This window comes from Vibrio sp. MMH1-50 (assembly GCF_022347645.1).
Classification (GTDB): Bacteria; Pseudomonadota; Gammaproteobacteria; order Enterobacterales; family Vibrionaceae; genus Vibrio; species Vibrio harveyi.
In genome coordinates this window covers 1-17,002 of the sequence record NZ_JAKRGG010000042.1, presented here as the reverse complement: position 1 = coordinate 17,002, position 17,002 = coordinate 1, and the positions used below count along the sequence as shown (strand labels likewise).

Genomic DNA, 17,002 nt, shown 5'->3' with positions numbered 1-17,002 from the left:
GCGAGTATTCGTCCCACCTCTTTTCCGTTTTACCTAATCGAAGAATAAAAACACCAGTCATCAAAGGTACTTCATGCAAATTTCTCAACTTGAACCACAAGATACCAGCATCGTTCTTAAGCTGTTTGGTGCACTGTTTTACTACCAACCAAAAGATTACCCAGCGGCAAATCTCGATACGTTGCTGAGCAATACTGATACACCAATTGAAGCACTTAATGACATGCTGCGCAGTTTTCAAAGCGAGAGCGAAGAGGCACTGCAAATGGAGCACGATCGCATGTTTGCCGGTATTGGTGAGATGCCAGCGCCACCTTGGGGTTCGGCTTATCTAGATAAAGAAGCAGTGTTGTTTGGTGAATCAACCATTGAATATCGTTACTTCTTGCAGCGTTGTGGTTTTGCTTTGGAATCTGACCAACGTGAGCCAGAAGACCAGATCGGCTTGATGTTGATGGTGTTAGGCATGTTGATAGAAACTGAACAGCAAAAACTGGCGGCTGAAATGCTGCGCGAGCACTTGATGCCGTGGTTTGGCTTTTTCAACAAGCGCTTCAAAAAAGCAGTGACTCTTGCGCCTTACTCAAAACTGTCGAACCTTACTGAAGAATTACTTCAATCCTTGAGTGAGCAATACCAAGTCGTTGTGCCAGCAAAAAGAGATTACTCGGATGCGCCAGTCTGAATCGGTTGATCTAAGCAAGCGACGTCTGTTTTCGTTCCGTCGCGCGCCAATAGAGCAAGCTCAAGAGCCTCGTGTTAAAGCGAGACCCCCATATGCGGTGGAAGAGTCGATGTTCACTCGGCTTTGTGATGGATGCGGAAAGTGCGCTTCTGCATGTCCAAGCCAAATCATAGAAATGGTCGATGGCGTTGCCGCGTTAGACATCAGCTACTCGGCATGTGTTTTATGCGGTGAGTGTAAGTCGGCGTGCCCTACATTAGCGCTTTCAAACCAAACAGAGTCTACAGGCTTGATAGCCACTATCTCGAACAGCTGCGAAAACTTATACGGTTATTGCGGCAGTTGCGAGGACAGTTGCCCATATGATGCTTTGCAATGGCAAGATGATGTCAAACCTAAAATTGACGCCGCCAAGTGCAAAGGTTGCGGACAATGCGCGCAAAGCTGCTACAACAGTATGATCAGCTTTGACTTAAAACGATAAAAAAGGGATTGGCGCGAACCAATCCCTTTTTGTTTGTACTCAATTCTATTTAATCTTACACCAAGGTTGCCAATTGGCTTTGCGCGTCTGAAATGCCTTTCGCTGCTGCGTCTTCGCCCATGTTTAGCGCTTCTGCGTAAACAAATTCCACATCTGTGATGCCAACAAAGCCCAATACTGTGCGTAGGTATGGTGTCATGCTGTCGGTTGGTGAGTCTTTATGAAGACCGCCACGGGTGGTGACTACGATTGCTTTCTTACCTTCAATCAGACCTTGAACGCCATTTTCTGTGTATTTGAATGTCACGCCTGCACGAGCAATCAAATCAATCCAGTTTTTAAGCTGAGTTGGAATCGTAAAGTTGTACATTGGTGCTGCGATAACCAAAGTATCTGCTGCTTTGATTTCTTCAATTAAGGTATCAGATAGGTCAACCACCACTTGTTGTTCTTGCGAAAGATCTTCTGTTGCGCGAAGTGCTGTTGCAACTGAAAAGTCTAAAACTGGCAGTGGATTTGCAGCTAAGTCACGAACCGTTAGCTTATCTTGGTCTACATTTTTGATGAAGTCTTCAACCAGTTTGTTTGATTGAGAGTAATCGCCAAGGATGCTTGATTTAAGAGCTAGTACACGAGACATATGGATTTCCTTTAATAAGTGCTTTCGGCTATGTGATGCATTATAGGCAATGCTCAGCGACTCAAAACCCGATGGATTCGCTTAAGTTGTTCGAAAAAATTGAATAATTGCCGGATGCTGCTTTCCGTTATCTTGTTCTAGCCCTTATGTGCTACAATCCGCGCAGTTTTATGTAATGAAAAGAATAGGAAACGCTTTGACTTCGTCACAGCCCCCAAAAAAGAATCCCGCTGAAGAGCAAGCGACACCGTCAAATGGTGCGCAAAATGCCAAAGCGAAGCAGGCTAATGCATCTCAAGCACAAGCTTCTCAGAATGCTGCGCCTCAGGCTCAAGTAAATAACGCGGCGTCACTGCGCAAGGCACTTAACCAATGCATGATGCGTGACCGCTTCCGCTTGAGTAAACGAATCTCTGGTGCAAGCAAAATCAAAAAAGACGCAGCACGTAACGCTGTGTTTGATGAAATCGCATTAGACATCGCCAAATCCATGATGGTTGTGGAGCAACGTAGTAGCTACAAACCAACGATTGAATACCCTGAAATCCTGCCAGTCAGCCAAAAACGCGACGACATTGCGAAAGCGATCGAAGAAAACCAAGTGGTTATCGTTGCAGGTGAGACCGGTTCAGGTAAAACCACTCAGCTACCAAAAATCTGTGCTGAGCTTGGTCGTGGTAAGTTCGGTCTGATTGGTCATACTCAGCCTCGTCGTCTTGCGGCGCGTTCGGTTGCAAACCGTATTGCTGAAGAGATGGAAACCAAGCTTGGTGAGTTTGTTGGTTACAAGGTTCGATTCAACGATCAGATCTCTGAAAATACCCAAATCAAATTGATGACGGACGGTATCTTGCTGGCTGAAATTCAGCATGACCGCTTCTTGAATCAATACGACACCATCATTATTGATGAAGCGCACGAGCGCAGTCTTAACATCGATTTCATCTTGGGTTACTTGAAAGAGTTGCTGCCACGTCGTCCTGATTTAAAAGTGATCATCACGTCGGCAACCATCGACCCTGAGCGCTTTTCAAAACACTTCAACAACGCACCAATCATTGAAGTGTCAGGTCGTACTTACCCAGTAGAAACGCGTTACCGCCCACTAAGCGGTGATGACGATAATGATCGTGACCAACTTGAAGGTATCTTCGAAGCGGTAGACGAACTGTGCGATGAAGGTTTAGGTGACATTCTGATCTTCATGAACGGTGAGCGTGAAATTCGTGATACCGCTGATGCATTGTCTAAACGTAACCTGAAGAGCACGGAAATTGTGCCGCTTTACGCGCGTTTGTCGGCGGGTGAGCAGAACAAGATCTTCCAACCTCATGCAGGTCGTCGAATTGTACTGGCAACCAACGTAGCAGAAACCTCGTTGACGGTTCCGGGCATCAAGTATGTTATTGACCCGGGTACGGCGCGTATCAGCCGTTACAGTTACCGTACTAAGGTTCAGCGTCTTCCAATCGAGCCAGTTTCTCAGGCGAGTGCGAACCAGCGTAAAGGTCGTTGTGGTCGTGTGGAAGAGGGTATCTGTATCCGTCTGTACTCAGAGGAAGATTTTGAGTCACGTCCGGAGTTTACCGATCCTGAGATCCTGCGTACTAACCTAGCGTCGGTTATCTTGCAGATGACGGCACTTGGTTTGGGTGACATTCAAGCCTTCCCATTTGTGGAAGCGCCAGACAAACGTAACATCCAAGACGGTGTTCGTTTGTTGGAAGAGCTAGGTGCGATTAACGCAGAAGCGAAGGACGCGAAAAAACGCCTAACCAGCATTGGTCGTCAACTTGCACGCCTTCCAATCGACCCTCGTCTAGCACGTATGGTATTGGAATCACCAAAGCAAGGCGCACTGAAAGAAGTAATGATCATCGCGGCGGCATTGTCGATTCAAGACCCGCGTGAGCGTCCAAGTGACAAGCAGCAATCATCAGATGACAAACACAAACGTTTCTTCCATGAAGACTCAGATTTTCTGACTTTTGTGAACTTGTGGGATTACATCCAGAAGCAACAAAAAGCGCTGACAGGCAACCAGTTCCGCAAGCAATGTAAACAAGATTACTTGAACTACTTACGCGTGCGTGAGTGGCAAGATGTGTACTTCCAAATTCACCAGTCGATGCGTGAAATGGAGTTCAAACTTAACGATGAGCCTGCGTCGTACCATGGCGTACACAGCTCAATCCTTGTTGGTTTGTTGTCGCACATCGGTATGAAAGACCAAGAGAAGAGTGAATACCAAGGCGCGCGTAACGCTCGTTTCCATATCTTCCCTGCATCGGGTCTATTCAAGAAACAACCTAAGTGGATCATGTCTGCTGAGTTGGTGGAAACCTCAAAACTTTGGGGGCGCATCATTGCTAAGATTCAGCCTGAGTGGATTGAACCATTAGCGAAGCACTTGATTAAGCGCAGTTACAGCGAGCCGCACTGGTCGAAGAAACGTGCTGCGGTTATGGCACACGAGAAAGTGATGCTTTACGGCGTGCCAATTGTGCCGAAGCGTTTGGTGAACTACGGCAGTATCGATCCAACCGTCAGTCGTGAGCTATTCATTCGTAGTGCGCTGGTGGAAGGTGAGTGGGAAACCAAGCACGCGTTCTTCAAGCAAAACCGTAAGCTTCTTCAAGAAGTGGAAGAACTTGAACACAAATCTCGTCGTCGTGACATCTTGGTGGATGACGATGAACTGTTTGATTTCTACGACCAACGCGTTGGCACTGAAGTAGTCTCTGGTAAACACTTCGATACGTGGTGGAAGAAAGCATCGAAAGACAACAAAGAGCTGCTGAACTTCGAGAAAGAGATGCTGTTCAAGGGCGATGCAAGCCACGTTACCGACTTGGATTACCCGAACTTCTGGCATCAAAACAACCTGAAACTTAAGCTGAGCTACCAGTTTGAGCCGGGCGATGACAGCGACGGTGTGACAGTTCACTTGCCGTTGCCGATCTTGAACCAAGTCGAGCCTGCGGGTTTTGACTGGCAGATCCCAGGTTTACGCCATGAGCTTGTAGTGAGCTTGATTAAATCGCTGCCGAAGACAGTTCGTAAGAACTTTGTCCCTGCGCCAAACTACGCCGATGCTTTCTTGGCTCGTGCAACACCGATGGAAGCGCCGCTGCTGGACTCATTAGAGAAAGAGTTGCGTCGAATGACGGGTGTAGAAGTTCTGCGCGAAGATTGGAATATGGATCAAATTCCGGAGCACTTGAAGGTGACTTTCCGCGCGGTTGACCATAGAAATCGCAAGTTGAAGGAAAATAAAGACCTTCACGAATTGAAAGAGAGCTTGAAAGACAAAGTTCAAGAAACCCTTTCAAAAGTTGCGGATGACGACATCGAGCAAGAAGGTCTGCATACGTGGAGCTTTGGCGAACTACCTAAGGTATACCAACAAAAACGCGGTGGTTACGACGTTAAGGCGTACCCAGCGATTGTGGATGCCAAAGACAGTGTTGAAATCAAACTGTACGAGACCGAATACGAACAGGTCACGGCAATGCAAGCGGGTCAGCGTCGTCTGATCTTGTTGAACGTGCCGTCGCCAATTAAATACCTGCACTCTAACTTACCGAATAAGTCGAAGCTGGGTCTGTACTTTAACCCTTACGGTAAAGTGTTGGATCTGATTGATGACTGTATCGCGTGTGGTGTCGATAAGCTTATCGAAGAGCAGGGCGGTTTGGTTTGGGAGCCAGAGAAGTTTGACGCACTGAAAGAACACGTTCGTGCTGAGCTTGGTGATACGGTGGTGGACATTGCACAGCAAGTGGAAACCATCCTGACGACCGCTTTCAATATCAATAAGAAGTTGAAAGGCAAGATCGATTTCACCATGGCGTTCGCATTATCGGACATCAAAGCACAAATCGAAGGATTGATCTTCAAAGGCTTCGCGACAGAGTGTGGCTGGAAACGCCTGCCAGATATTCTGCGTTACATGCGTGCGATTGAGCGTCGTATGGAGAAGCTGCCGATCGATCCAAACAAAGACCGTTTGCACATGCTGAAAGTGGAATCCGTTACGAGTGACTACAAAGAGCTGCTCAACAAAATTCCGAAAGGTATGGTGATTCCAGAGAACGTGAAAGAGATCCGTTGGATGATCGAAGAGCTTCGAGTGAGCTTCTTTGCTCAACAATTGGGCACGCCGTATCCGGTTTCTGATAAACGAGTCAAAAATGCGATTGATGCTTGCTGATCGATCAGTACAATAGCGGCAGTTTTTCTTGTGGGGTTTAATGACTAATCAATGGTTTGTCCAGTGATAGACGCGATTGGTACAGTAATTGCAAATATTTTCCCACAAGTGTTTTTAAGTCATAAGGGAGGCAATGGTTCGCCTCCCTTATGTTTGCAGTACCAACCTCTGCGTGACGCAGAAGTGGGTAATAATAAAGAGTAAAGGTTGATGATGAAGAAAACTCTATTGGCAGTGGCACTTCTAAGTGCTTCTTCTGCAGCAATGGCAGATTCATGGATTTATGGTGGTGCTTCTGTAGGTCAGTCTGACTTCAAAGGTGAAACAGACACGTCTTACTCTGTGCACGTAGGTACAGGTATCCTGCCAATTATCGGTATCGAAGCAGGTATTACTCAGCACGGTGAATTCAAGATTGCAGGTCAAGAAACTAAGCTGACTTCATACTATGCAGCGCTTAAACCAAGCATCGACTTCGGTCCTCTGCACGTTTACGCGAAAGGCGGTATTCACCAGTGGGATAAGAAAGTATCTGGCGGCAAAGATGACGATGATCTAGATCTAATGTACGGTGTAGGTGCGGAATACTTCATTTTCGGTCCTATGTCTGTTGGCGCAAGCTACATGAACTACACAGCGGGCAAAGACGACATCGGTACGTTCTCTCTAAACGCGACACTGCACTTCCTATAATCGGCGAGTCTTTCGAAGGTTTGATAAACACCGGCAATATGCCGGTGTTTTTTTGTCTGTAAATCACACAAATAGACATTGAACAAAAATTATTCGTTTCTTGACCTTAAAACCATCAATCTTTCGCATATAGTAATTACCTAACTATGCATCACGTGATGTTCCGTTCTGGAATCGAACAGGAAAGGTATAACTATGAAAACAAAACTCTCGTTATTGGCTTTGGCGCTATGCTCATCTTCCGCGTTTGCTGACTCTTGGATTTATGCTGGTGGTCAAATCGGTCAGTCTGATATCGACAGCGAAAACGATACGACTTATGGCGTACATGTGGGTACTGGCATCTTGCCGCTCATTGGTCTCGAAGTGGGTTACTTCAACCATGGCAAGGTAGATTTAAATTTAGCGGGTAGCCGTGGTGATGTGGATCTCTCATCCTTCTATCTTGCGGCAAAACCAAGTATCGACTTTGGTCCTCTGCACGTTTACGCGAAAGGTGGCATCAACGCCTTTAACGTTGAATACAATGGCAACTTAAGCAACCTAGATAAAGACGATGGTGTGTCTTACATGTATGGTGTCGGCGCAGAGTATTTCTTGTTAGATAACATCTCTGTTGGGGCGAGCTATCAAGCTTTTGGTGTTGATATCAATGGTGACAGTGACACCGTAAGTAGTATCACGGGTAACGTGACTTTCCATTTCTTATAAGCGAAACAGTGGGAAGTGCTTCAACGTATTTGAAGGCTTAGAACGAAAAAAGCACGCTGCTACGTACATGAGGTAACAGCGTGCTTTTTACTTAGTCCTGAATCGGATTTGGTCGACACTGTATGTTGATCAGAGGAATAAACTTATCGCTCTTCTCGTAATACACACCGCAATCTTCACCTCGTAGTTGCAACGTATATTGATCAGGCAACTCGGTTTCAGCTCCGTTCAATGACACACCTTGCTCATCCATTAATTGTCCAGATACGATCAAAAGATGAGAGTTGGTTTCAAACGTATTTGACGCGATCTTGGGTGGAACTTGATTGCCTTGAATCGTAGTTATTGCGCGCTGAATCTCTGTTACTGTGTCACCAGAAGTCTTGATGCTCAATGCGTTCACCATATCATCGTTGTTACTTGATGATGAGCAACCCAATAGCATCACACTCATACCCGCTCCGGTAAGCAAGGTCATTGTTTTAGTTAATGTTGACATGAATAGCCTCTTGTCGAAGTGGATCAATCCCTTGATTAAGTGGAGTACCACCTAGCATTGGCATTGCTCTAGGAGCAGGAGCCACTGAAGGTGCAGCAGGGCAGTTACCTGTCGCCATATAGTTGAGAGCGGCAGAAAGCATACCTTCAGAGAGATCGCCTAACGGTGCATTCATGTCATCTGCCACAACACAGCCTTCCACTTTGTCATCTATACCAATATTAGACGATACAAGATTTTTTGCCGTAGGGATGAAGCCATCTGCAAAATCACCAAAGCCTTTTGCGTTGATCGATTTAAACTGAATAGTGTAGTAAACGCTGCCACAGTTTGCTTCAGGCGAAAACCCGTAAGGTTTACCAGTGGTCGTTGTTCCGATTTGAATTACGTCGACATCGACACCACGAAGTGCGTTGATCAGAAGCTCGCTGGAAGACGCTGTGTTGTCGGTGGTTAGGACATAAACACGTTTGGCGCTTAATGTCGGCAAAGACTTGCTTGTTAATCTGCCTGTCGCCCAGTTAATTTCTTTATCAACGAAATTGTAAACTTTACCGCCTTGACCTGACTTTGTGATTTTGTCGTTGTAAACCAATTGCCCAAAGACTTGATTCTGATTCGCCCCCGATAGCATGTAACCGACTTGTGCCGACTGCCAAATCAAACCGCCGCCGTTGTAACGTAAATCCATCACGACTTCGTCGACATTCGACGAAGACAGGCGATTAAACGCATTTATTAATGGTTGTTGAGCTGTTGCTTCGAATGCGTTGAACTGCATATAGCCAACCGTTTTATCTCCGTAGTTGAATACTTTAACGTTTTTAACCGGAGACGTTGCTACATCTTGCGCTTTGATGGTGACAACTTTCACAGCACCGTTCTTATCAAGAAACGTAAAGGTGTAGTCTTGATTGTTATTTGGAGAGAATAGGGTGTTGTTGATGTAATCAACGTCGGTTTGAAGTGGTGAATTAACCACGTCGACGTGATCAATCTTAATCAGTTTGTCGCCGCGCTCGACACCTTTAAGAGCGGCAGGAGAGTTGTCTTCGGTGTAGGCAATTCGAATATCTCGTGGCTCTGTCCCTTGAATGAACTTCCAATTAAAGCCAAACCCAGACACTAAACCAGATTGTTGAGATTTCATGAAAGCATCATAAGAACGAATGTAGTGAAAACGGTCTTTCTTTTGACCCGTTGCGGTTCTTGCTGGCGTTACTAGCGACTTAAAGTAATCGGAAACAGACGCATAGTTGCTTGGATTATTATCTGGAATTTCGTCATACCATAGATAGGTCTCGTGGCTGAAAGCGCGTAAGAACATTTTTTCGTACATGCTTGAGCCTGCTTGGTCCGGGTACGCTTTGCCTGTGTATGGATCAATCCCCGTCCTTACGTTATTACATTGATTGGCATAGCTACTTGCTGATTGAGAAAAATCGCCTGCTGTCCAAGCCGCGCTGCTGGCAGTTGTCGTGCCGTCTCCACCACCGCCACAACCCTGTAACAGTAAAATAGGGAGAGCTGCCAATACTGCTGTGTTTTTATACTTAAACATGGTTTCCCTTACATCTGTGTTAATTGTATACATAAGTCATTCGCGTTGAGCCAAGGATCTTGAGGTCGCTTGGATATAAACATTGACCTTGTATATAAATTCCTTTTACTGAGGCTTGAATGTATAAATAACTGGTTGCATACCGCAAATGGGAATCATCGCAATGTGGGGACGATCACACTCGTTTATGTTGGAAAATCAACGAGCTTCTGTGTGATACAGAAGCTGCTGAATGAAGGGGAGATCGTTATTCTGAGAGGCGGGTGGATGAATGACTCAGGGCGAAGTATAGAGTTCACTACCCATCAAGACATTCTGTCCAATTGGTACTGATATTTCTTTTCTAACGCTTCGTTTCCTGCTGCACGTTCGAGTTCTACCATGAGGCGAAGGGAAGGCTTTTTAACACCGTACATTTGGTTAAAGCGCATTAAGCGAATTCGCGCATCGGTGTAGTTGCCACTATCGATTTCAAGTTTAGCCAGTTGAAGAATAGACTTAGGACGGTGAGGGTCATGATCGATTGCGCGAGTGAAATAGTATTTCGCCTTTTCTACATCGTCTGATTTAAGCGCACAAAAACCGGCGTTCTCATAACTTGCAGGGATAAGGTAGTAATAAGGCTGCTCAATTGCACGATTAAACATTTTGTCGGCTTGTTTGTACTCCCCTTGTTTACAAAGGAATGTGCCGTAGTTATTGAGTACGTTTCCGTTCTTCGCGTTTTGGCGTAATGAGCGTTTGTACATTTGTTCCGCTTTGACATCTTCTCCGACAGTTTCGTAATAATGCGCCATAGAGAGTTGTGCACGGTAATAGCTAGGTGCATGGGTTAAGGCTTGTTGAAGGTTATCGTGAGCACGAATCATACTTCCGCTTTCAAGGTAACCTAGACCTAAAGCGATACGTGATTCAGCCATAGCCACAGGATCCGCTTTAACGACAGGGCTTTTACCGTCTTCATTTACGGTCACACATCCCATCAATCCCATCTGTATGACGAGAACTGCTGCACCAAGCTTTACGATTTTCATTTATTTTTCCTGCGTCCCTGTTCCACAGAGCATGATATGAATTACAGTGCAAAAGCCTAATGAGGAAAAATTACTATGCGATCAGGTTAGCAAACTGATACAAAAAAGCCGCCAGTTGGCGGCTTAGTTCACATTCTAATTCAGCGACTTAATCGTCTTTCGTAAATGCATCTTCACTGAAGTGGTCCAGATCATAAGGCGTTTGTTGGTAAACGCAGTAGTTAAGCCAGTTAGAGAATAGTAAGTGACCATGACTACGCCAACTCGCGCATGGCGGATTATCTGGATTGTTATTTGGGTAGTAATTGATTGGAATTGCAGGTTCCATGCCTTCACCCAGATCGCGAATGTACTCGTTATGAAGAGTATGGGAATCGTATTCAGGATGACCGGTCACAAAGACATTACGTTTGTCTTTGGTTGTTGCCAGATAAACGCCAGCAACATCAGATGTCGCGAGAATATCAAGATCAGTGTGCTCTTCTAAAAACTCCGGTGAAAAATCTGCATAGCGAGAGTGCGGCGCTAAAAATGTATCATCGAAGCCTCGTAAAAGAGGATGGTACTGGTGGTGAATGTTATGGTGATATACACCGGACAGTTTTTCTTTACGTGTTTTCTTTGGCAAGTTGTAGAGAAGCTTCAAACCAGCTTGCGCTGCCCAACACACGTAAAGAGTCGAAGTGACGTGGTCTTTTGCCCACTCCATAATGGTTTTCAAGTGGTCCCAATAGATGACGTCCTCGAACTGAACCAAGCCTAGTGGGGCTCCCGTGATGATAAGACCATCGAAGTTTTTACCTTTTACCATTTCAAACTGGCGGTAGAAGGTATCAAGGTGTTCAGTCGGTGTATTCTTGCTTGGACGATTGTCGATTCGAAGTAGCTCAACATTAACTTGCAAAGGGCTATTGGAAAGTAGGCGAAGAAACTGCGTTTCGGTCTCAATCTTTTTTGGCATCAAATTGAGAATAAGCACTCGCAATGGACGGATTTCCTGACTCGCCGCTCGACTCTCGCTCATCACAAAGATGTTTTCTGTCCTTAATACATCACTAGCGGGTAATTGATCTGGAATTCTAATTGGCACGGCTTTTTCTCCCTAAGCTTAACTTTTTAGACGTCTATACTTCTAAAGCTAACGTAATTGCTTGCGGATGTCGACATGAAATGTGACTTTGAACGGGATTTCTTTTCATATGGCTCAATCTCAGCAGAAGCTTGCGTTGTAAACCCAAGTGACTCGTTGCCGATTCTTGATTTAGACCCACTAGACCTTTAAATCGCCGCCGCATCTACAAACCAAGTCATTCTCGCGAAACCTAGCATCTCGAGGTTACTTGGGTATACATCTGAGCGACGACAAGAAATCGATAACTCATCTTGATACATCTAGTGGCGAATAATAAGACACGCTATGTTCCATGACTGCCGATGAAATTTAGCTCAGTACTGTCAGGTCATGTCGATAAGAAAACACAAACTACCAACTGTGATTGCTGCAAGATTTCTGAATACATTTTTGTGAAACACAGAGCGTAGAGTTTGAAGGCAATTATGAGATCGAGTTAGTATAATTTTTGAACCCTAATACTAAAAACACGAAAGGGTTCACCAACTCGTGCTTATGTACACAGTTTGGATAATCATCGTCAGCGGAGGATATCATGTTCGGTATTTTTAAGAGAAAAGAGACCATTCAGAGCATCGCACATCAAGTTCCTAATGTTTTACTTAGAGAGTTTGGCGATAAGAACAGCTACTCACCAGATGAAGTTGATAAGGCGCTATTAGAGCTAGGTCACGAGAAACATCGAGATATGACGCGCTATCAATATGCGTATGGGATGTTTACTAGTCTCGCGAGTTACGAGCAGTTGGGCTTAACGCAAGAGCTCGGTAATTATGGGCACTTCCAACGCGAAGTCGGTAAAATGTTGTTGAATACACCAGAACCTATTGATATGCATATTTACTTTGAGCTTGCTCAACAACATCACTTAAGTAGCGGTCAAGCCAATGTTGGTAATGAAGCCAATGTCGTCGATAGTGTTGATGGCGGTTATTAGTGCGATCATTTCAAATTCATTTCCTTGCAGGCTTTCCACACCATTCAGAGCAGAGCTAATAGCGGTATTTCGATGAGCGGGCACAAAGTTCCGAGTGTTACGCTCACTCAAGTCCGTTAGAAGGTACCGTCAAAAGTCCGTAGTCTCCTTTTTTAGCTAGCGTATTTTTAGTTTTTCATGCGTGTCTGTGTGCATATTTTGACGTTGGTCAAAAATGTGCCAGTTTCTCTCTCGCTTATATTCATCTTGTCCAATACTAATCTGAAGTTGGCTTTCAGTTTTGGAACAAAGATCATGGAGAGGGATATGCAAAGGTGGCTTAGCGCATTCACACTCGCGGGATTAGCGGGATGCAGTTTGTCTAATGAGATTTATATGGAAGGACGAACTCTTTACTTTAACGGTGAGATTACAGCAGAGAAAGTAACAGAGGCTATTGAGTTAGCAAATGTTCAACCAAATGGTGTGGTTGCCATGATGATTGACAGTGACTCTGGTGAATATCGTCCTGCTATGGAACTTGGACGCTGGGTTTATACCAACCAAGTCCATTTGATCGTCAATGGTACATGTGCGTCTGCCTGTGCGAATTATGTATTAACCGCAGCACCGAGCACCTTAGTGATGAAAGATTCTGATGTACTTTGGTTTGGCGGTGCCATGCAAGATGAATGGGATGTCGATGGCTTTGACCAGAAAGAGCTTGAGCAATGGCAACAGTCGCTCAGCTTATGGCGTCAACATGAGGACGCGTTTTTTGCCTTGGTTGATGTTAACCCTAAGATCACCATGTTTGGTCATATGAATAAACGCGAGAAATTACACAAAGCAGGGTGTGATATCGACGATGCGGCGTGGATGTACCATATTGATGATATGCAAAAGCTTGGACTGAATAATATCGTTTATGCAGACCCAGACGCTTTGATCACAGCACGGAAAGATGCACCTGGTTGCGTCATCAATTTGGAAGATTCTGACTTTTGAGTGTGATTATTACACCTGCGTAAATGTGAGTTGCATCACTTTTTATAGCGCGCTGACGGATTTTGATTATAATGCGCCGCTCAGAGATTCGATATGTCATCGAGTTCAGGTTAATTGAGCGTTGATTGCCTTATGTTCAAAATGCTTGTTTCTATGCCTCCATTGGTTGCGTTGTCTATTGCTATCGTGTGTGAGGTGATTGCAACTTCTTCTATCCCTAAAACTGAACAATTTACCAAGTTGATGCCAAGTACCGTGGTTATTATCGGTTATGGCATTGCTTTCTTCCTATTGTCTGTCACTGTGAAAAGTATGCCTGTTGGTCTTGTGTACGCAATTTGGAGTGGGGCAGGCATTGTTCTTGTTGCTGCGGTTGGCTACTTCCTATACGGACAAAAGCTCGATCTTGCAGCTATCGTCGGTATTGGTTTTATTCTTACTGGCGTAATGATTGTGAACTTGCTGTCTAAGACGGTCGGTCACTAATCCAAAAGTTTATCAATAAAAAAGCCGCGAATGATTCGCGGCTTTTTGTTATCTGAAGAAACACTTTTTTGCTATCTAAAGAAACATTGATCAGATTAATTCGCCATCGCTTCAATCAATTGACCTTGTTGGCGACGCTTACGGTTGCGGTACATCACCGCTGCAATTGCTGGCAAGCTGAAGGCGATAAAGCCAAGAATCAAAGCGTAAGCACCAGTTTGAGCACTAATGCCTGCTGGTACATCGAATGAAACGAAGATAGTTACTAAGCAACTGACCAAGCCAAGTGTTGCGACTAACATCATACCGAACTTGCCGCCAGGCACGCGGAATGGACGTTCAATATCTGCATGTTTACGGCGTGATACCAAGAAGCTTACGAAGATACAGATGTACATCACCATGTAGAGCTGAGTCATTAGAATATTCAATAGCCACATGCCTTGGTTCACGTTTGGTACCAAGATAAACACCAAAGAAAGCACACTCACAATCGCGCCTTGTAGCAAAAGAAGTGGAACCGGCGCTTGGTTCTTATTTTCTTTTGATAGCGTCAGTGGCATGAAGTGGTCTTTTGCGGCGACGTGCAGGCTCTTGGTTGGTGCAATGATCCAGTTGTTTAGGCTCGCTAAGCTGCCAAACACAATGGCAAGTGCGATAACTGGCAGCATGAATGACATGTTCAAATCATCAAAGAACGCTTTGAATGCCAGAATTACTCCCTCGCTCAAGCTGGAATGATCGCTCGATACTACGGAAGAGATGGAAAGTGAACATGCAGTCAAAGAGACTAAAATCAACACAGTTGAAGCAATCAGCGCCTTAGGGTAAGTCTTTTGCGGATTGTCGACTTCACTTGCGTAAGACGTGGTTATCTCAAGTCCTGTTAGAGAAAGCACAACTGCCGTAAAGCCTGCACCAATACCATCTTGCGAGAAATCCGGTAGCCAGTCAGACGCATGACGAAGGGAGATATGCGATTCACTAGGGTTGGTATAAGCCCAGTAGCCACCCAAGCCGATGATCAGTAGGATAGGGAAGATAAGCCCCAAAGTGCCAAACACATTGGTGATGAGCGAAGACAAGCGCAAACCAAAGATGTTGACCAAGGTCAGAGCCCAGAAAATCACGTTAATCATGATCAACATAAAGATGTTGTTTTGTGCCAGTTCAGGGAAGAAAGGATACGCACCAGTCGCGACGATGAATGAAATGAGCGGTGGGTAGTACACAATGTTCTCGGCATACTGATACCACACGGTCGCAAAACCAAAGTTTGGACCTAACGTCTCTTTACCCCATAAATACACACCGCCTTGTTGCGGATAAGTGGTACTCAATTCTGCACAAACTAATGCGGTTGGAACGAAGAAGCAAAGACCAGCCAATAGAAAGAAAGAGATGGCGTGACTACCAAATAAGGCGGCACCCGGAATGTTCCTTATACTGTCGACGGACGTAACCGTAATCATGATGACAGAAAAGACACTGAGTTTGACGGCGGGTTTGGCGATATTGCTCATTCGATACCTTTAATGATTGAGCCACGAGTTCTGGATGCGAACCCGCGTGCTACAAGTAAGACCGGCGTATTGTAGGGCTGCAAGAATCTGTGGGTATATAGCCAAAAATGGTATGTATTTACCCAAAAATGAACCGAAATCTCAGTGGCTTAATCGTAATCAATTTAAACGTTTGCTCTGGTCAAAAAACACAAAATTGAGTTAAAAAATGCATATTAATAAATGTGTTTATAGCGAATTATTTATTACCGAAAATATGGAAATTTAGCGGATTTTTGCCAATGTTTGACTCTCACCTTGGGGGAAGGTCTAGATTGGATACGACCAACAAGTTGTAGAAGATGGAGAAAATGATGGGATGTTGCAATCAAGCACCAAAAGGTGGCACTGGAAAACTATCGTATTTATTAGGTTTATTCGCAGCACTGTTTGTTGTGATCTTATTGTTGGCTGCGGTATTTGGCTAACATAAAAAGACACCGAACGTACGCTGTTGAACCAAGTCGTGCTCTTTAAATAAGCACTTCGAGGGGCTTAGGTGTAAGTTAAAACGGTATAAAATAAAAACACGCCAAAGAGCGTGTTTTTGTTCGTTCAGAAAAACTCGTTGTGTCTAAAACCGAGTATTTGCTAACCCTACGCCGAAAGAGATAAATAATGCACCGCTAACGTAGTTCAACCACTTGCTGGTTTTTGAAGAAGTAAGCAGTACTTTCAATTTCGTTGCGAAGAAAATCACGAATAAATACCAACTCGCCACGATACCTGCTTGTAGTGCTCCTAGAATCATACTCTGCTCAAGAATATGTTCTGGTTGTACAAACTGTGGGAAAATCGACAGATAAAATAGCACGATCTTCGGGTTAAGAAGGTTAGTGAGTAATCCTTTCACAAAGGCTTGTTTAAGAGTTTGTTCTTCAACTTTACGATCGAGCTTTAACTTCTGGTCAGCCAGTTTAAGACCGCTTTTTAGGTTGTTGATCCCCAACCAAACCAAATACGCAACGCCCATCCATTTAAGAATGTTGAACGCCAATGCCGATTGAGAAAGCAGCAAGCTCAACCCTTTTGCGGATACAAACGCATGAATCATAAAGCCAAGTGCCACACCAAGGATGTTAGCAATGGCAAAGCGGCGGCTCTGCGTCAGTGCAGTAAACAGTATCAACAAGGCATTGGGACCTGGAATTATCGCTAGAAAGAAAACAATTCCGCCGAAAGCCAACAAGGTATCGAGGTTCATGGTTATTCCAATAGAAAGGTTACACGCTGTTTATACACCTGCTTGTGTTTAAAAACAAACGACTATACCCAAGTAACTTCAAGATGCAGGATTCAGAGCGTTGTCATTGATTCGAGAGTAAGGAAAACAACGCAGTGTAATAGCCAGCTCTTTCCAAGTTGTTTGACGCAGCAA

The 17,002-nt window shown here is 44.7% G+C and carries 15 protein-coding genes; 8 read left to right on the top strand and 7 right to left on the bottom strand.

Features of this window, described 5'->3' with window-relative positions:
• Positions 1-73 precede the first annotated feature (73 nt).
• Together MHO32_RS22115 and MHO32_RS22110 are read left to right on the top strand one after the other, a co-directional pair.
• Positions 74-685, top strand: a complete 612-nt coding sequence (locus MHO32_RS22115) for a TorD/DmsD family molecular chaperone (protein WP_239213994.1) — start codon at positions 74-76, stop codon at positions 683-685.
• Positions 672-1,169 (top strand): 4Fe-4S binding protein, encoded by a 498-nt coding sequence (locus MHO32_RS22110; protein ID WP_239213991.1) that lies wholly within the window; start codon positions 672-674, stop codon positions 1,167-1,169. The genes MHO32_RS22115 and MHO32_RS22110 overlap by 14 nt, the downstream gene beginning before the upstream one ends.
• 55 nt (positions 1,170-1,224) lie before the next feature.
• Here the strand turns inward: MHO32_RS22110 and MHO32_RS22105 are convergent, their stop codons facing one another.
• Complete coding sequence (locus tag MHO32_RS22105; protein ID WP_239213988.1) at positions 1,225-1,809, bottom strand: FMN-dependent NADH-azoreductase; 585 nt, start codon at positions 1,807-1,809, stop codon at positions 1,225-1,227.
• Between the two features lie 175 nt (positions 1,810-1,984).
• Here MHO32_RS22105 and hrpA point away from each other — a divergent pair, with 175 nt between their 5' ends.
• From hrpA to MHO32_RS22090, 3 genes are all read left to right on the top strand, one after another.
• A complete protein-coding gene (gene hrpA / locus MHO32_RS22100) occupies positions 1,985-6,022 on the top strand; it encodes an ATP-dependent RNA helicase HrpA (protein WP_443088423.1) in 4,038 nt (1,345 codons plus the stop codon).
• Between the two features lie 213 nt (positions 6,023-6,235).
• Entirely contained in the window at positions 6,236-6,715 is a 480-nt protein-coding gene (locus tag MHO32_RS22095) for an outer membrane beta-barrel protein (RefSeq protein WP_005451857.1), read from the top strand.
• A 195-nt stretch (positions 6,716-6,910) separates the two neighbouring features.
• Positions 6,911-7,426: an outer membrane beta-barrel protein gene (locus tag MHO32_RS22090; protein ID WP_009698056.1), complete on the top strand. Its 516-nt coding sequence runs from the start codon at positions 6,911-6,913 to the stop codon at positions 7,424-7,426.
• Between the two features lie 91 nt (positions 7,427-7,517).
• Here the strand turns inward: MHO32_RS22090 and MHO32_RS22085 are convergent, their stop codons facing one another.
• The 4 genes from MHO32_RS22085 to metA form a co-directional block, all read right to left on the bottom strand.
• On the bottom strand, positions 7,518-7,925 hold the full coding sequence (locus tag MHO32_RS22085; RefSeq protein ID WP_239213972.1) for a hypothetical protein: 408 nt from the start codon (positions 7,923-7,925) through the stop codon (positions 7,518-7,520).
• Positions 7,909-9,486, bottom strand: a complete 1,578-nt coding sequence (locus MHO32_RS22080) for a S41 family peptidase (protein WP_239213969.1) — start codon at positions 9,484-9,486, stop codon at positions 7,909-7,911. Before MHO32_RS22080 ends, MHO32_RS22085 begins: the two co-directional genes overlap by 17 nt.
• A gap of 305 nt (positions 9,487-9,791) precedes the next feature.
• Positions 9,792-10,520 carry a type IV pilus biogenesis/stability protein PilW gene (pilW, locus tag MHO32_RS22075; protein WP_009698053.1) on the bottom strand — a complete coding sequence of 243 codons (729 nt, stop codon included), beginning with the start codon at positions 10,518-10,520 and terminating at the stop codon, positions 9,792-9,794.
• A 148-nt stretch (positions 10,521-10,668) separates the two neighbouring features.
• Positions 10,669-11,610, bottom strand: a complete 942-nt coding sequence (gene metA, locus MHO32_RS22070) for a homoserine O-acetyltransferase MetA (RefSeq protein ID WP_005451864.1) — start codon at positions 11,608-11,610, stop codon at positions 10,669-10,671.
• 577 nt (positions 11,611-12,187) lie between these two features.
• Here metA and MHO32_RS22065 point away from each other — a divergent pair.
• From MHO32_RS22065 to MHO32_RS22055, 3 genes are all read left to right on the top strand, one after another.
• A complete protein-coding gene (locus MHO32_RS22065) occupies positions 12,188-12,589 on the top strand; it encodes a hypothetical protein (protein ID WP_005451865.1) in 402 nt (133 codons plus the stop codon).
• Positions 12,590-12,895: 306 nt separating this feature from the next.
• Entirely contained in the window at positions 12,896-13,576 is a 681-nt protein-coding gene (locus MHO32_RS22060; RefSeq protein ID WP_239213966.1) for a hypothetical protein, read from the top strand.
• A 153-nt stretch (positions 13,577-13,729) separates the two neighbouring features.
• Positions 13,730-14,062 carry a DMT family transporter gene (locus MHO32_RS22055; RefSeq protein ID WP_005451868.1) on the top strand — a complete coding sequence of 111 codons (333 nt, stop codon included), beginning with the start codon at positions 13,730-13,732 and terminating at the stop codon, positions 14,060-14,062.
• Between the two features lie 95 nt (positions 14,063-14,157).
• On the opposite strand, the gene MHO32_RS22050 is transcribed toward MHO32_RS22055, so the two are convergent.
• Both MHO32_RS22050 and MHO32_RS22045 read right to left on the bottom strand, forming a co-directional pair.
• Positions 14,158-15,585, bottom strand: a complete 1,428-nt coding sequence (locus MHO32_RS22050; protein ID WP_239213950.1) for an APC family permease — start codon at positions 15,583-15,585, stop codon at positions 14,158-14,160.
• A 613-nt stretch (positions 15,586-16,198) separates the two neighbouring features.
• On the bottom strand, positions 16,199-16,828 hold the full coding sequence (locus tag MHO32_RS22045; protein ID WP_009698046.1) for a LysE family translocator: 630 nt from the start codon (positions 16,826-16,828) through the stop codon (positions 16,199-16,201).
• Positions 16,829-17,002 lie beyond the last annotated feature (174 nt).

Bases quoted from the DNA above. Each gene is read 5' to 3' on its own strand.
- MHO32_RS22115 (WP_239213994.1), top strand. From the start codon at position 74: ATGCAAATTTCTCAACTTGAACCACAAGATACCAGCATCGTTCTTAAG.
- MHO32_RS22110 (WP_239213991.1), top strand. From the start codon at position 672: ATGCGCCAGTCTGAATCGGTTGATCTAAGCAAGCGACGTCTGTTTTCG.
- MHO32_RS22105 (WP_239213988.1), bottom strand. From the start codon at position 1,809: ATGTCTCGTGTACTAGCTCTTAAATCAAGCATCCTTGGCGATTACTCT.
- hrpA (WP_443088423.1), top strand. From the start codon at position 1,985: ATGAAAAGAATAGGAAACGCTTTGACTTCGTCACAGCCCCCAAAAAAG.
- MHO32_RS22095 (WP_005451857.1), top strand. From the start codon at position 6,236: ATGAAGAAAACTCTATTGGCAGTGGCACTTCTAAGTGCTTCTTCTGCA.
- MHO32_RS22090 (WP_009698056.1), top strand. From the start codon at position 6,911: ATGAAAACAAAACTCTCGTTATTGGCTTTGGCGCTATGCTCATCTTCC.
- MHO32_RS22085 (WP_239213972.1), bottom strand. From the start codon at position 7,925: ATGTCAACATTAACTAAAACAATGACCTTGCTTACCGGAGCGGGTATG.
- MHO32_RS22080 (WP_239213969.1), bottom strand. From the start codon at position 9,486: ATGTTTAAGTATAAAAACACAGCAGTATTGGCAGCTCTCCCTATTTTA.
- pilW (WP_009698053.1), bottom strand. From the start codon at position 10,520: ATGAAAATCGTAAAGCTTGGTGCAGCAGTTCTCGTCATACAGATGGGA.
- MHO32_RS22065 (WP_005451865.1), top strand. From the start codon at position 12,188: ATGTTCGGTATTTTTAAGAGAAAAGAGACCATTCAGAGCATCGCACAT.
- MHO32_RS22060 (WP_239213966.1), top strand. From the start codon at position 12,896: ATGCAAAGGTGGCTTAGCGCATTCACACTCGCGGGATTAGCGGGATGC.
- MHO32_RS22055 (WP_005451868.1), top strand. From the start codon at position 13,730: ATGCCTCCATTGGTTGCGTTGTCTATTGCTATCGTGTGTGAGGTGATT.
- MHO32_RS22050 (WP_239213950.1), bottom strand. From the start codon at position 15,585: ATGAGCAATATCGCCAAACCCGCCGTCAAACTCAGTGTCTTTTCTGTC.
- MHO32_RS22045 (WP_009698046.1), bottom strand. From the start codon at position 16,828: ATGAACCTCGATACCTTGTTGGCTTTCGGCGGAATTGTTTTCTTTCTA.